Here is a 15090-nt window from a genome sequence, read left to right as displayed (position 1 = left end):
GTCGAGACGGACGGCGGCACGGACGGCGGCACGGGCGGTGCGGCGGCGACGGCCGGTGGCCGGTAGCCGGTGGCCGGTGGCTCGGGTCAGCCGACGAGCTTCGCGTCCAGCGTGATCGTCGTGCCGGCCAGCGCCTGGCTCACCGGGCAGTTCTTCTTGGCGTCCTCGGCGGCCGCGACGAACGTCGCCTCGTCGATGCCGGGCACCTGGCCCTCGACGGTCAGATGGATGCCGGTGATGCCCGTACCGGGCTGGAAGGTCACGTCCGCCGAGGTGGTGAGGCGGGCCGGCGGGGTGCCGGCGCCCGTCAGACCGTGGGACAGCGCCATGGAAAAGCAGCTGGAGTGGGCGGCGGCGATGAGCTCCTCGGGGCTGGTCTTGCCGTTCGCCTTCTCGGCCCGGGACGGCCAGGACACCGGCTGCTCGCCGATGCCGGAGGAGTCGAAGGTGACGACGCCGTTGCCCTCGAGCAGGTTGCCTTCCCAGACGGTGTGTGCGGAGCGCGTGGTTGCCACGATGTATCCCTTCAGTGAGGTCCCGTGTCGTGTCCGGGTTCCGTAACCACCATCCGATCACACCCGGGCCCGGCGCACCCGGAAGAGCAGGGCTCACACCTCTTCTTCTCGTACCGCTTCGTCTGCGCCCACCGGCACCTGCGGTCCGTCGCCTTCGCTCAGCCAGCGCCGGAAGACCTTGTGCAGGTGTTCGGCGCCGACCAGCTCATGGCCGTCGTCGACCGGTGCGGAGAGCGCGTACGGCGAGAGCAGGAAGGGCTGGTTCTGGGCGCCGCCGAGCCCGCCGTGCGAGCCGATCTGCTCCTCGAAGGCGTGGACGTGGCCCTCCTCGGGGTCGTACCAGGAGTTGACCATGATGTCGGCGGCGCGCGGGAAGGAGTGCGTGCGGCGTACGGCGTCGGCGGCGCCGTGGCCGAAGGCCGCGAGCGGTCCGGGGTCGCCGTCAAGCTCGTCCAGGGGGATCTCCGCGCCCCGCGCGCCGAGGAGGAGCCCGCCGTGTTCCTCGCTGGCGACGAGCACGAATCCGATGCCCGGGTGGTTGGCGAGGGTGGACAGCAGCGCGGGATGGCGCCGGTCGATCTCCTCGCGCGTCATGCGGTGCGGCACGTCCGGGAAGGAGATGAGCCCGAGGTTGCCGGACGCGAGCACGAGCGGGTCCGAGCGGCGGGACGGCCGGCGCTGCCCCGCCTCCTCCTCGACGGGCCGGTGCAGCGCGGCACGGACCGCCGCCCGCGCCTCGGCCCCGCTGCGCGTCCGCTCCACCCGACGTCGCACGGGCAGCCCGCAGCCGGCCCTGACCAGGTCGGCGAGGGTAAGGCCGTAGCGGGCGAGGAAGGTCTCGCCGGGGCTCTGGCCGTGGTCGGAGAGCACCACGATGCGGTACGGGCGCGGGGCGTGCTCGGCGACCTTCGCGATCAGCGCTAGGGACCGGTCGAGCTTCTGCAGCACCTTCTCGGCGTCGCGGCTGCGCGGCCCGGAGTGGTGCGCCACTTCGTCGTACGCGACCAGGTCGGCGTACACGGCACGGCGGCCGACGAGCATGTCGCCGACGACCGCGGCGACCACGACGTCCCGCTCGACGACCGTCGCGAAGGCCCGGACGAACGGATACAGGCCGCCACGGGAGACGCGCGGCCGCCGTTTCGTGAGCCGGGCGTGCGTCGACTCGGCGATCTCGCGGCAGACCTCCGCGACGAACGACATGGCGGTACGGACGGCGTTGGCGGGGTCCGAGAAGTAGGCGAAGTAGCCGGCGCGGGAGCGGTTCTCGCGGCCGCGGCGTGCGGAGACGGACAGGACGAGGGCGAGCTGGTCGGCGCCGCCGCTGAACAGGTTGCCGCGGCTGGCGCCGTCGAGCGTGAGCAGACCCCCGTCGCCGGTGTGCGCGATCGCACGGCGCTGGAGCTCGGCGGCGCTGCTGGGCCGGTTGCAGACCATGACCTCGCGGGTGTCCTTCTCGTACCAGCGGAAGGCCGGGATGTCGTGGTTGGTGCCGTGCAGGATGCCGAGCTGGCTGGCGCCGGTCTGGCTGGACCAGTCGGTGCGCCAGGGGGTGAGCCGGTGGGTGGGTTCGGCGGCGGCCGGTGCGTCGCCGTCGCCGCCGTCCACGGACGCGTCCGCCTCCGGGCCCTTGGCCAGCCATGCGGCGACGGTGGGCATGAGTCCCTTGCCGACGGCGTCGAGGAGCACGTCGTGGCCGACGCCGTCGAGCTGGATGAAGACGGTGCCGGGGGTGGCCGGGCAGGCCCCGGCCATGGCCCGCCTGCGCCGGCGGTCGGCGAGCCGGTAGAGCCTGCGGCGGTACGCGTCGTCGTCACGGACCGCAAGCGCGGTGCCCGTCGCGGACGCCACGGCGGACATCACCGCGGCCACGACGACGGCGGTCTCGGGGGCGACCTCGCCGCGGCCGGACGGGTTCAGCTGCATCGCGACCAGCAGCAGCGAGCCGTTGAGGAAGAAGACGAGCAGCCCGAGGACGAGGGCGGGCACCAGCAGCAGCGCCCTGACGAGCAGCGGCCACACCAGGGCCGACAGCAGACCGAAGGCCCCCGCGCCAAGGGCGGCGGTTATCGCGATACGCGTACCGCTGTCGCCATCCGCGGACTGCAGCCGGAAGTCGGGCAGGATCCCCGCCAGCACGAGCATGGTGACGGTGCTGACCGCCCACACGGCGATCACGCGCCACGCGGCGCTGCCGACCCTCCGCCACCGCCAGTCCGCCACGCCCTGCTTCACCTCACGTCCTGCTCCCGCCCGGACGGACGGTCCATGTCCACCAGCCTTCCACAGGCGAGCAGGGGGCTGACTGTTGTGGGCAGGCGTTCCGCAGGGCTGGGGGCACCTCCCAGCGGTAGCTGGGGGAGGGTGGGCACAACCCACGACGGCGGGTGCCGTAAAAATCAGGGTCGGCCACCAGCTACGGTGGCCGACCTCAACACCCGTCGTACCCCGCCGTCGGCATCGACAGCCGCCGATGAATCCGCGCCTTCATCTCCGCGTCATACGCCGGTTCAGCCAGCCCCGCAGTCTCAAGCCGCACCCCCCGCCGCGCGCACTCGGCCGTGAACTCGTCCACGGACCGCAGCGCACGCTCCAGCACCCGCCGGCTCGGCGCGACGAACAGGTCCACCAGCCCCGCGTCGACGTCCGCCCACAGCACACGGTGGTCGGGCCGCAGGGCGTGCACGACCAGTTCGCGCGTCACGACGTACCCGTGCTCGGCGGCCCAGCGGGCGCACATCGCGTGCTGGCTGCGCGAGTCCACCAGGAACGGGTCCGCGTCCAGCTCCTCGAGAGGCGTCAGGCTGGCGATCGCCGTGACACGCACGCGACGTGCGTGGCCGACCGCGTCGTCCCCGGCGTCCTCCATGGCGTCCCCCTCACACCTGGCTTCGTCCGCCGACCCTACCTCTGCCCGTAGGCTCGGGGGGAGTTACCCGAAGGAGGAACCGCAGTGCCGGTGGAGATCACCTGGTGGGGTCACGCCACCTGCACCGTCGAGGACTCGGGCACCCGCGTGCTGACGGACCCGCTGTTCGCGCGGCGCCTGGCCCATCTGCGGCGCCGCCGCGGCGCGCTGCCACCGGCCGAGGCGTCGGTCGCGGACGTGGTGCTGATCTCGCATCTGCACGCCGACCACCTGCACCTTCCGTCGCTCGTCCGGCTCGTGCCGGGCACGCGGCTGCTGGTGCCGGGCGGGGCGCTGCGGGCCGTCCCGGGCCTGCGGAAGCTGACCCACCTGCATCTGACGGAGGTCCGGCCCGGGGACGAGACGGTGGTCGGCGAGCTTGTCGTACGCGCTGTGCCCGCGCTGCACGACGGGCGGCGGCTGCCGTTCGGACGGCAGCGCTCCCCCGCGCTCGGCTATGTGATCGACGGCGAGGCCCGTACCTACTTCGCCGGGGACACCGGGCTGTTCGACGAGATGGCCAAGGAAGTGGGCGACGTGGATGTGGCATTGCTGCCCGTGGGTGGCTGGGGCCCGTATCTCGGCCACGGCCATCTGGACGCGGGCCGCGCTGCCGAGGCACTCGCCCTGCTCGGCCCCGGCAGCGCCGTACCCGTGCACTACGGGACGTACTGGCCGATCGGCATGGACGCGGTACGGCCGCACGAGTTCCACGCACCGGGCGACGAGTTCGTACGGCTGGCGGCGGCGCGGGCGCCGGAGGTGGCGGTGCACCTGTTGGGGCACGGGGAGAGTGTGCGGCCGGGGGGCGCGCGTCCCGGCGCTTCCCCGGAGGCGCCGTCCGGGGGCCCGGAGGGCGGGGCCCGGTGAGCCACGCATTCCACGGCGCGCTCGCACTCGCGTACGCGGCCGATTCGCCGCTGGGGGCCGCGGCGACCGTGCCGCCGGAGTCCACGCAGCAGGCCGTCGGGTACCCGTCGCTGTTCCTGCTGGTGCTGATCGGCGCGCTGGTGCCGGTCGTGCCGACCGGGGCGCTGGTCAGTTCGGCGGCCGTGGTGGCGTTCCACCAGACGGCACCGTTCGCGCTGCTGCTCGTCTTCTTCGTGGCGGCGCTCGCGGCGTTCCTCGGCGACGTGGCGCTGTACTGGCTGGGGCGGCGCGGTATGCGGTCGAAGAACGGTTCGCGGTGGCTGGAGGCGATCCGCGCCCGCGCCCCGGAGGACCGGCTGGCCCAGTCGCAGCGGAAGCTCGACGACCATGGGGTGATGGTGCTCGTCCTGTCCCGGCTGGTGCCCGCGGGCCGACTCCCGGTGATGCTGGCCTGTCTGCTGGCGAAGATGCCGCTGCGCCGGTTCGCGCGCGGTGATGTGCCGGCGTGCCTCGCCTGGACGGCGACGTACCAGCTCATCGGCATTCTCGGCGGTTCCCTGTTCCCGGAACCGTGGGAGGGCGTGGTGGCCGCGGTGGCCCTGACACTGCTGATCAGCGCGGTGCCGTCGGTGTGGCGGCGGCTGCGCGGATCGACGGCCTGACGGGCCGGCCCGCGGGGTCACACGTCGAGCACCCGTGACCCGCCTACCGGCAGGTCCCAGAGGTCCTCGCGCGCGAGGCCCGCCGCCTCCCAGGCGTTCCGTACGCGCGTCAGGGGCTCCATGACGGGTTCGGCCGAGAGCAGGAACGTCGCCCAGTGCATGGGCGCCATGCGGCGCGCCCCGAGATCCTGGGCCGCCTGAACCGCTTCCTCCGGATTGCAGTGGACGTCCCTGAGCCACCACCGGGGGTCGTACGCGCCGATCGGCAGCAGCGCGACGTCGATACCGGGGTAGCGGTGTCCGATACGCGAGAACCAGTGGCCGTAGCCGGTGTCCCCGGCGAAGTAGACGCGCTGCCCGGCCTGATCGGTGAGGACCCAGCCGCCCCAGAGTGAGCGGCAGGTGTCGTTGAGGCGCCGCTTGGACCAGTGGTGGGCCGGGACGAAGTCGAACCGCACGCCGCCGGTCTCCGCGGCCTCCCACCAGTCGAGTTCCGTGACGCGCGTGAAGCGCCGCCGCCGGAACCAGCGGCCGAGCCCGGCCGGCACGAAGACCGCGGTGTCCCGCGGAAGCCGGGCGATCGTGGGAGCGTCCAGATGGTCGTAGTGGTTGTGGCTGATGACGACCGCGTCGACGGGCGGCAGGGCATCCCAGGCGACGCCCACCGGCGTGATACGGGCCGGGGTGCCGAGGATCTTGCGGGACCAGACGGGGTCGGTGAGCACGGTGAGCCCGCCGATACGGATCACCCAGCTGGCGTGCCCGGCCCAGGTCAGGGCGACGGTACCGGCGTCGACGACGGGCAACGGCCCCGGCTCGAACGGCAGCCGCGGAATGTCGGCCAGCCCTTCGGGCCGCGGCCGCAGAGCCCCTTCCCGAGCGAACCGCGCAAACGCCCGGATCCCGGGCAGGGGCGAGGTCAGCCGATCCAGGAAGGGCCTCGGCCAGATCCGGGGCTCGCCGAGGGGACGGGGTGCGGGGAGGACGACGGGGGGCCGACTGAGGGGTGCGGCCTGGTCGCGGGCGACAGGGCGGACGGCTCTGTCGGCCTCGGCTCGCACGGCAGGCCCAACGGCTCTGTCTGCGTCGGCTCGGGTGACAGGCCGGACGGCTCTATCTGCCTCGGCTCGAGTGACAGGCCGGACGGCTCTGTCGGCCCTGTCGCGGGCGGCGGCCCGTCCGGCCGCGTCGGCCTCGCGGGCCGCGCCCGAGCCGAGCGACCCAGCCTCGGCTCGGGCGGCAAACCCGACGGCTCTATCGGTCCCGTCGCGGGCGGCGACCCGTCCCGCCGCGTCGGCCTCGCGGGCCGCGCCCGAGCCGAGCGACCCGGGCTCGGCTCCGGCTTCGCGGGAGGCGGGGGAGCCGAGGGCCGCCGGCTTGTCGCGGGACGCGACTGGCGGCGCGGCGGGGAGCTCGCTCCCGCCGAAGGCCGCCGGTGCGCGGTCCGGATCGGCTGCGGCTGCCCCGGACCGCGCACCGGGCCCGGCGAACGCGTCGGGCGCGGCGAACGCCTCGCGCCCGGACGCGCGTGGCGCGGCGGGCGGTCCCGGGCCGGTGCCCTCCCCGGTGGGGTCCCGTTCCGACAGCTCGGCTGACTGCTGCGTCGTCGACTGGTGGTGCTCCGTCATCGAGGCGGCTCCAATCGCTGGGCGTCGGCGCGGAGATCGTCCAGTACCGATCCGAACATGCTCAACGCACGCTCCACAGACGGCAATGCCAGAGGGTCTGATGCCGTGAGCGACTCAGCCCGCTCCTCCTCCGTGGTACCGAGGAGGGACCCCGTGGACAGCCGGACGCGCAACTCGCCCATGTGGTCGCCGAAGCGGTGGCCGCCTGGCACGGGCAGGTCCAGGCGTCCGGTGAGGAAGTCCTCCAGTTCCTGCGCGTCGGTGACTCCCCGCTCGGCGAGCGCCGACCGCAGCGGGCCGAGGTCGGCGTAGAGATGGCGGCCGGCCTGCGGGGGCAGCGCCAGGCCGCCCGCCGCGAGCACGGCCTGATGCGCGGCGGCGGCCACGCGCGCGTGCACCCGCACCTCCGCGGCGAGGCGTGCCGTGACCGCCTCGGGTTCCCCGAGGGCGTACGCGGCGGCCGCGGCGGTCGGCGTGGCGACGCGGGCGCCGATCGCGGTGAGCACGTCGAGCACCCGGTTCCGCAGGTCCGAGCCGCGCTCCGTGGCGGGGAAGCGGGCGATGGCGGCCGGCCATCCGGTGGGCAGCAGCGCCCCGGAGAGGTCGCACAGGACGGTGACCTGCTCCGGCAGCATGTCGGCCGGGCTCACGACGACGGTCTCGTGCGGCCGGTGCACCGTGTCGCGCCATGTCTCGTCGCTGACGATGTGCAGTCCCTCGCCCGCGGCGGCCTCAACGGTCTCGTGGAGCACCTCGGGCGGCGGCACGGTGGCGGTGGGATCGTCCGCGACGCCGAGCACGAGCACCCGCGGGTTCCCGCCTTCGGCACGGACCCTGCGTACGGTCTCCAGGAGCGCGTACGGATCGGGGATGCCGCCGCATTCGGCGGGCGTCGGCACATGGAACACCGATCTGCCGAGCAGCCGCGCCGTCGGCGTCCACCAGGCGGGGCAGGGACGCGGCAGGAACACGTCGCCGGCGAGCGCGCCGGTCAACGCCAGCAGCAGCGCCGGAGCGCCGGGCGCTGCGGCGACATGGCCCCGCTCGCAGGACAGGCCGCGGCGCTCCCAGTAGCCGCCGACGGCGTCCAGGAGCGCGGGTCCGCCGCCGGACGGTTCCGCGTCGGCTGCGCCCGCGGCCGCGGCCAGCACCGCGGAGAGCTCGGGCAGCACCGGCAGCCCCTGCTCGGGAATCGGCGGGCCGTACCGGACGGGGCCGTGCCCCCCTGGGTCCGTCCGCCTCCGCCGCATGTACTACCTCCGTGCAGTCACGTGTCGCTTCCCGTGCCCGTCACCGTTCGGTCTCTGTGCCTGCCGTCGTCCGTACGGCCGTCGGGACGCCTGTTCTTGCAGGTCCGCTCTTTGGACGCCTGTTCCGACGCAGAGCCACCCGCCTGTCCCTACGGTCGTGCATACGGTCGTCCATACGGACCCGCAGACTCCTCATGGCCTCTCAGTACCCAGCGTCCCGCTGATCCATTTCCACGCGCACGTGCCGACGGCTGTCACACGCGTGTACGACGACCGGCCTGCCGGGGCCGGTCGGCCGTCCGACGACTGTCGGCCACATCAGCAGTCCTCGGCCCCTTCCCTGCGGTACACCCGGTAGACACCGGCACCGACCGCGCCCGCGATCAGAACACCACCGCTGATCATCGCCGCGGGGGATCCCGCGAAGCTGCCGCCGTCGCCGGCGTGTACGCCGCGCGGCACGTTGGAGTCGGTGCCGGCGTCGGCGTCGGCGCCGTCCGCGACGGTGAAGGACGCGGACCACTGCTTGCCGCCCGGACAGTCGCCGTCCACACCCCACTCGGAGGCCCGGCCGGACGCGTCGGACCCGCCTTCGGAGGATCCCGTCGCCGGGATACGGGCGGTGCCGCGGTAGGCGGCGGCCGCGACGGCGCCGTCGTCGCCCTGCACCCGGCGCAGCTGGACCTTGCCCTGCTCGAAGGCGCGCGACGTCGCGGTGATGGTCTCGGGCGGTGTGCCCCCGCCCGGGTCGCAGGAGACCGAGATGGCGACCGATCCACCGGGCGCCACCCGCTTCGGCTCGACGTCCGCGGCCTCCGCGCCCTCCGCGGCCGAGTCTCCTTGGTTCCCTTGCTGCGTGTGACCGGCCGACGCCGATGCACCGCCCGGTTCCTCTGACGCGTCCCGGCCTGGGGGTTCGTCCGGGCCCGGGGGCAGGTCCGGGTCCAGGGGCTCGCTCGAGCCCCGAGGCTGGTCCGGGCCCAGGGGCTGGTCCGGGCCCAGGGGCTCGCTCGGGCCCGCAGGCTGGTCCGGGCCCAGGGGCTCGCTCGGGCCCGGAGGCTGCCCCACATCGTCAGGGATTCCTTGCCCCACGTCGTCAGGGCCTTCGGGGGCGGCGGAGTCGGGGGCCTTCGGGCTCGCCGGCTCCTTACGGCCACCGGGTTCCTCGGCGGCGGCAGAATCCCTCTCCTCACCAGGCTTCTTCGATGCCGCGGGGTCTCTGCCACCACCAGGCTCCTCCGGCGCCGCCGGTTCTCGCTCGGCGGCGGTCCCTTCGAGAGCGGTCTCTTCTGGGGCGGCAGAGTCCTGCCGCCCTTCGGCGTCCTTCCGGCCGTCGGCGTCCTGCCGATCGTCGGCCTCCTGCCGGCCCTCGGCGTCCTGCCGGGTACCAGGCGACTCCAGCCGCTGGGATCCCTCCGGCGCCCCGGGCTCCTTCAGACCACCCTGGGGCTGTACGGACTCCGTCACCCCCTCCAACTGCCCCTGACGAGAAGGCTCCTGCGACCCGCCGCTCTGCTCCGAACCCCCGTCGGACACAGCGGCCCCCGCATCCCCCACCCCGTACGCCGCAGCGGCCACCGCATGGGCGACGGGCCCGGCGCCGGCCACGGCGGCCGAGGCCAGGACGGTGGCGGCGAGGGCGCGGGCAGTACGCATGAGCGGGCTCCTTCGGCCGGCGTCGCGGCAGGCACGGCGGGTCCGTGCCCCGCACCCCATCACAGCCCGCCCACCGGCGATGCGCGCGCGGCCGTACCCCATTCGCGCTACCCGCGAAGCCAGCCGTGTGACGAGCAGGCCGCCCCGCGCCCTTCGTGGCGCTGCCGCGCAGCGGACGCCGCCCGACCTGCTCAGCCGGCCAGCGACGCCAGTTCCCTCTCGAGTCCCCGGCCGCGGGTGTCCACGAGGCCGGACGCGACATCGGAGAGTTTGCGGTTGGTGCCCTGGGAGATCCGCTTGAGGATCGCGAAGGCTGCGTCGGCGTCGCAGCCCAGCACGTGCATGACGATGCCGCAGGCCTGGTCGACCAGGGGACGCGCACGCAGGGCGGCACCGAGGTGGTCGACCTCCGTGAGTGCCGCCCGGTACGAGCGGTCGCGTACGAGGCAGGTCGCGGCGAGATCACCGAGTGCCTGGGCGGGACCGCGCGCGGCCCCTTCCAGAGCACCGGGGCGGAAGCTGTACAGGCTGAGCGTGACGGTGAGATGGGGGCGCCGGAACGGCAGCGTCACGCAGGCGCGCACACCGGAGTCGAGAGCCACGGCGCGGTATTCGGGCCACCGCCGTTCGTTCAGCAGGTCCCCGGCCCCGACCGGCTCGCCGCGCTCCTCCGCGGCCGGTATCGGTCCCTCGCCGGAGCGCAGCTGTACGGCGACGAGCCCGGCCAGGTCGGGATGGGTCACCGCGGCGGGCCGCTCGGAACCGCCGTCGGACGCCGTCGTACCGGCACCGCAGCAGGCGGCGGTGCAGCGAGCCGCCTGCTCTGCCAGCTCCGAGAGCCTTCGCCCCGGAAGGGCGGATTCCGGGGACTCCGGTCCGAGGAATTCGGATTCCGTCATGCCATAGACCTCCTCCGTGGTCACGCTCGCTCCTGCCTCGCCTGCTCGCGTGCTGTCTTGCTTCTCCTGCTCTCGTGCTCTCGTGCTGATGTCTCTTCTCGGCTGTCTCTTCTCGACGGTGGTGCCCGGCTCACGCTGCGGCTGCCCGGACGAACCCAGCGGGAAACACGGCGGAAAACACACGGCCGGGACTCCCGTCGCCTCCCCGGGCGCGTGCTCCACGGGATACGTTCTTCGCATGGCTCAGACGGACGCGTTCGGTGAGGAGCTCGCGGATTTCGTGCGCCGCGTCGCGGAGCTGAAGGCGGCCCGCTCCGTCCCGGCAAACGAGCTGCCGCCGGTCCTCGACGCGGCGATCTTCGAGCTCGACCACGTCGCCGACCAGCTGTGGCCGTGGTACGAGCGGCTCGCCGCCGGTGGTTCCGCAGGCGCTTCCGTCGGCAGCCGTCCGTCCAACGATCGTGAGGAACAGCAGTTGCTCCGGGCGGTCTTCCAGCGGTTTCCGCTGCCGGTGGCGCTCGTGGACCGGGAGACGGTCGTACGCCGGCTGAACGTCGCGGCGACGGAGTTCACGGGTGTCCGCGCCGGATACGCGACCGGCCGCCCGCTCACCGGATTCCTCGCGCAGGCCGACCGGGCCGCGTTCCGGTCCCAGGCGGCGGCCGTGGCGCGGGGCGACGGGGACCGCAGCCTCACCGTTCATCTGCAGCAGCGCCCTGCCGTACCGGTCCGTGCGTCGCTCACCGCGTTGCGGCCGAGCTCGGAACCGCGGACCGCGGTCCTCGTCGTCCTGCAACCGGCAGCCGGCGGCCGGCCTGCCAGGCCCGGCGGCTCGCCGCGCTCGGGCGCGGTGCCCGATCTCGCCGAGACGACGCGGCACGCGGCACTGATGGACCTGGTGGACGCCATGGCCACGGCCTTGCTGTCCGCCCCGCCCGGGGACCGGGCCGGGGCGCTGGAGCGGGCGGCCGGGGTCCTGAACGGACGGTTCGCCGACTGGGTGGTGGCCGACGCGGGCGCGGAGCGTCTGACGCGTACGACGGTGCTGGGCCCTCCGGGCGCGGACATCGAGGCCGTCGCGGAGCAGGACCCCGCCGCGTGCCCCCTCGTCGTCGAAGCGGCACGCGGCGGGTCCGCGGCCCTGCAGGTGCGTCCGGAGGATCCGGAGGCGTTCGGCCGGGACACGACCGGTGCCCCCGTCCTCGTACGTGCCGATGTGACGTCGCTCCTGTGCGTGCCGCTCGCCACGGGCACGGGCGGGGCGGTGCAGGGAGTGCTCACCCTCTTCAGGACAGGTGCGCGGCTGGCGTTCTCGCTGGCCGAGGCGAAGGCGATCGACATGATGTCGCGCCACATCGCCCTCGCGATGCGCCGCGAGGGGTGACGGCCTGTGCGCACCGGACGGTGCGCACAGGCCGTGCCACTCGTACGTGTACGGGTGGGCGATTACGCCGCCTCGCTCAGGACCTGGTCGCGCATCTTCTCGCAGCAGCGGCTGATCAGCCGCGACACGTGCATCTGGGAGATGCCGAGCTGCTCGGCGATGCGGCTCTGCGTCATGTCGCCGAAGAACCGCATGTAGAGGATCGTGCGCTCCCGCTCGGGCAGCTGCTGCAGACGCGGCTTGACGGCCTCGCGGTCGATCACCACGTCGAGCGCCGGGTCAGGCGCGCCGAGCGCGTCGCGCAGCGCGTATCCGTCCTCGCTGCCCGGCAGTTCGGCGTCCAGGGAGAGCGCGGTGAAGCTCTCCAGCGCCTCCAGGCCGACCAGCACGTCCTCGTGGCTCATATGGGCGTGCTCGGCGATCTCAGCGACGGTGGGCATCCGTCCGGAGACGGACTGCGACAGGTCCTGGCAGGCGAAGCGGACCCGGTTGCGGAGGTCCTGGACGCGGCGCGGCACGTGCAGGGTCCACATGTGGTCGCGGAAGTGCCGCTTGATCTCACCGGTGACGGTGGGCACGGCGTAGCTCTCGAACGCGGAGCCGCGTGCCGGGTCGTACCGGTCGACCGCCTTGACGAGCCCCAGCGCGGCGACCTGGCGCAGATCCTCCAGGGACTCGCCGCGCCCGCGGAACCGTCCGGCGAGCCGTTCGGACATGGGGAGCCAGGCCTCGACGATCTCCTGGCGCAGTGCGTCGCGCTCAGGCCCGTCGGGCAGCTCGGCGAGCTTGCGGAAGGCTTCTGTGGTGTCGGGTGCGTCGTCGTGCGGGTGCTGCTTCTTCGCTTGTGCCTGGGTTCGCATGGTTGCGTCGCGCTCCCTAGAAGGTGCGTGCCTGCGATGTAGCCGGTCACCGTGGGAGAGCATTCGAGCCGCGCGGGGCACACCCGGGGCGAATGACCATTTTCCTGATCACCGGGTCTCCCACGGACGTGCCTCCGGTCCGAAGCACTGACCTGCGCCTGCCCCTACGCGGAGGACGCAAACACGAGCCGGCGCGGAACGCCGAGGTTTCCGCGCGGACCCCGTGGTGACCCGCTGCCGTGGTCTCACCGTCCGTCCACGCCCCGTTCCGGGAGGTCTCCTCATGAGCACCACGGTCGCCGATCACATCCTCGCCAGGCTGCGCGAGTGGGGTGTGGAGCACGTCTTCGGGTATCCCGGGGACGGCATCAACGGCCTGCTCGCCGCCTGGGGCCGGGCCGAGGACCAGCCACGCTTCATCCAGTCGCGGCACGAGGAGATGTCCGCGTTCGAGGCGGTCGGCTATGCGAAGTTCGGCCACCGGCTGGGGGTGTGCGCGGCCACGTCCGGGCCGGGCGCGATCCACCTCCTCAACGGCCTGTACGACGCCAAGCTCGACCACGTGCCGGTGCTGGCGATCGTCGGGCAGACCCACCGCAGCGCGATGGGCGGCTCGTACCAGCAGGAGGTCGATCTGCACACGCTCTTCAAGGACGTCGCCTCCGATTTCGTGGAGACGGTGACGGTGCCCGAGCAGCTGCCGAACGTCCTGGACCGGGCGATCCGCACCGCATACGCGCGCCGCTGCCCCACCGCCGTGATCATCCCGGGCGATGTGCAGGAGCTGGAGTACTCGCCGCCCACGCACGAGTTCAAGATGGTGCCCTCGAGCCTCGACCGCAGCGGCTGGACGGCGCTGCCGTCCCAGACCTCGCTGGAGCGGGCCGCGGAGGTGCTGAACGCCGGCGACAAGGCGGCGATCCTGATCGGCCAGGGCGCGGCGGGGGCGCGGGCCGAGGTCGAGGAGATCGCCGAGCTGCTCGGCGCGGGCGTCGCGAAGGCTCTGCTGGGCAAGGACGCGCTGAGCGACGAACTCCCTTACGTCACGGGCGCGATCGGCCTGCTCGGCACCCGCCCCTCGTACGAGCTGATGCGCGACTGCGACACGCTCCTCACGATCGGCTCGTCGTTCCCCTACTCGCAGTTCCTGCCGGAGTTCGGCACGGCGCGCGGCGTGCAGATCGACATCGATCCGCACATGGTCGGGATGCGCTATCCGTACGAGGTGAATCTCGTCGGCGACGCGAAGGCCACGCTGCAGCGGCTGATCCCGCTCCTTGACAGGGACCGCGGACGCGAGTGGTTCGACGAGATCTGCGCGGGTGTCGCGCGGTGGCGTGAGGTGATGGAGCGGCGCGCGGGCCTGTCGGCGGACCCGGTGAATCCCGAGTACGTGGCGCGGGCCCTGGACCCGATGCTCCCGGACAACGCGATCATCACGTCCGACTCGGGGTCGGTCGCCAACTGGTACGCCCGGCATCTGACCATGCGGGGCGAGATGCGCTCGTCTCTCTCCGGGACGCTCGCCACGATGGGTTGCGGGGTGCCGTATGCGATCGGCGCGAAGTTCGCGCATCCGGACCGGCCCGCGATCGCGCTGGTCGGAGACGGTGCGATGCAGATGAACGGCCTGGCGGAGCTGATCACGGCGGCCAAGTACCGGCATCAGTGGGAGGATCCGCGGCTGGTCATCGGGGTCTGGAACAACCAGGACCTGAATCAGGTGACCTGGGAGCTGCGCGCCATGGGCGGCGCCCCGTCGTTCCTGCCGTCGCAGGAGCTGCCGGATGTGCCGTACGCGGCGTTCGCGCGGTCGATCGGGCTGACCGGCGTCCGGGTCGAGAAGCCCGGGGACGTGGAGGCGGGCTGGCGCGCGGGCCTCGAGGCCGAGGGCCCGGCGGTGATCGAGTTCCTGACGGATCCGTCGGTGCCGCCGATTCCGCCGCATGCGACGTGGGAGCAGCTGGAGGCGACGGCCGCGTCGCTCCTCAAGGGCGACGCGGGGCGGATGTCGGTGCTGCGGCAAGGGCTGAAGGCGAAGGTGCAGGAGTTTCTGCCGGGGGGCGGCAGGCCGCGCTGACCATGAACAGTTCGCTGCGCTGCTGAACTATTCAGCGCCGTTCCCGCGGCCCCGCCAGGGCCCTCTCCGTGGCCACCGCCGGGGGCCCTCGCGCCGAGGGGCCCCGGCAGCACTGCGCTTGCGAGGACCCCCGGCAGCACTGCGCACCTGCACGTCGCCGTTCGGGCTCGTCCTCAGACGCCGGACGGGCTCGATACGGCGGCGTGGGGCTGCTGCTCCGGCTCCTCGGCTGGTGGCAGGATCCACTCCTCGTACCGGCCGAGCGCCAGGACCGCCCCCAGCATCAGCACCGGAATGATCACTGTGAGCACCATCATGGCCGTGCCCCCTTCCCCGTTGGTCCCGGATGGTCCCGAGAGTGGTTGCGCGGGGTGTTTC

General features: G+C 73.3%; 13 protein-coding genes. 4 read left to right on the top strand and 9 right to left on the bottom strand.

The features are described 5' to 3' along the window. Positions 1-86: 86 nt before the first annotated feature. From STSP_RS22790 to STSP_RS22780, 3 genes are all read right to left on the bottom strand, one after another. Complete coding sequence (locus STSP_RS22790) at positions 87-515, bottom strand: OsmC family protein (protein WP_067281221.1); 429 nt, start codon at positions 513-515, stop codon at positions 87-89. 93 nt (positions 516-608) lie between these two features. Then, positions 609-2738 carry a phage holin family protein gene (locus STSP_RS22785; protein WP_067281244.1) on the bottom strand — a complete coding sequence of 710 codons (2130 nt, stop codon included), beginning with the start codon at positions 2736-2738 and terminating at the stop codon, positions 609-611. A gap of 208 nt (positions 2739-2946) precedes the next feature. After that, entirely contained in the window at positions 2947-3384 is a 438-nt protein-coding gene (locus STSP_RS22780) for a recombinase family protein (RefSeq protein WP_067281219.1), read from the bottom strand. 84 nt (positions 3385-3468) lie between these two features. On the opposite strand from STSP_RS22780, the gene STSP_RS22775 reads away from it, so the two are divergent. Together STSP_RS22775 and STSP_RS22770 are read left to right on the top strand one after the other, a co-directional pair. Next, positions 3469-4293, top strand: coding sequence for an MBL fold metallo-hydrolase (locus STSP_RS22775; protein ID WP_067281217.1), 825 nt, complete (start codon positions 3469-3471; stop codon positions 4291-4293). Positions 4294-4343: 50 nt separating this feature from the next. Beyond that, positions 4344-4955, top strand: a complete 612-nt coding sequence (locus tag STSP_RS22770; RefSeq protein ID WP_067281239.1) for a DedA family protein — start codon at positions 4344-4346, stop codon at positions 4953-4955. Positions 4956-4972: 17 nt separating this feature from the next. On the opposite strand, the gene STSP_RS22765 is transcribed toward STSP_RS22770, so the two are convergent. The 4 genes from STSP_RS22765 to STSP_RS22750 form a co-directional block, all read right to left on the bottom strand. After that, positions 4973-6016, bottom strand: a complete 1044-nt coding sequence (locus tag STSP_RS22765; protein ID WP_067281237.1) for an MBL fold metallo-hydrolase — start codon at positions 6014-6016, stop codon at positions 4973-4975. A gap of 563 nt (positions 6017-6579) precedes the next feature. Then, positions 6580-7833 (bottom strand): aminotransferase class I/II-fold pyridoxal phosphate-dependent enzyme, encoded by a 1254-nt coding sequence (locus STSP_RS22760; RefSeq protein WP_067281216.1) that lies wholly within the window; start codon positions 7831-7833, stop codon positions 6580-6582. A 318-nt stretch (positions 7834-8151) separates the two neighbouring features. Beyond that, positions 8152-9489 (bottom strand): hypothetical protein, encoded by a 1338-nt coding sequence (locus tag STSP_RS22755; RefSeq protein ID WP_067281214.1) that lies wholly within the window; start codon positions 9487-9489, stop codon positions 8152-8154. A gap of 191 nt (positions 9490-9680) precedes the next feature. After that, the gene (locus STSP_RS22750) at positions 9681-10388 is read right to left on the bottom strand and encodes an ANTAR domain-containing response regulator (RefSeq protein ID WP_078067413.1); all 708 of its coding nucleotides are present in this window, start codon (positions 10386-10388) and stop codon (positions 9681-9683) included. Between the two features lie 238 nt (positions 10389-10626). On the opposite strand from STSP_RS22750, the gene STSP_RS22745 reads away from it, so the two are divergent. After that, entirely contained in the window at positions 10627-11772 is a 1146-nt protein-coding gene (locus STSP_RS22745; protein ID WP_067281212.1) for a PAS domain-containing protein, read from the top strand. 62 nt (positions 11773-11834) lie between these two features. Here STSP_RS22745 and STSP_RS22740 read toward each other — a convergent pair whose 3' ends face one another. Next, complete coding sequence (locus STSP_RS22740; protein WP_067281210.1) at positions 11835-12632, bottom strand: RNA polymerase sigma factor SigF; 798 nt, start codon at positions 12630-12632, stop codon at positions 11835-11837. A 283-nt stretch (positions 12633-12915) separates the two neighbouring features. Between STSP_RS22740 and STSP_RS22735 the strand changes: the two genes are divergently transcribed. Continuing rightward, entirely contained in the window at positions 12916-14712 is a 1797-nt protein-coding gene (locus tag STSP_RS22735; protein WP_067281209.1) for a thiamine pyrophosphate-requiring protein, read from the top strand. A 173-nt stretch (positions 14713-14885) separates the two neighbouring features. Here STSP_RS22735 and STSP_RS39735 read toward each other — a convergent pair whose 3' ends face one another. Further along, positions 14886-15029 (bottom strand): hypothetical protein, encoded by a 144-nt coding sequence (locus tag STSP_RS39735; RefSeq protein ID WP_198547411.1) that lies wholly within the window; start codon positions 15027-15029, stop codon positions 14886-14888. Positions 15030-15090: the final 61 nt, after the last annotated feature.

The sequence above is a fragment of the Streptomyces jeddahensis genome (assembly GCF_001642995.1).
GTDB lineage: Bacteria > Actinomycetota > Actinomycetes > Streptomycetales > Streptomycetaceae > Streptomyces > Streptomyces jeddahensis.
This window is presented reverse-complemented; position numbering and strand designations above follow the sequence as displayed.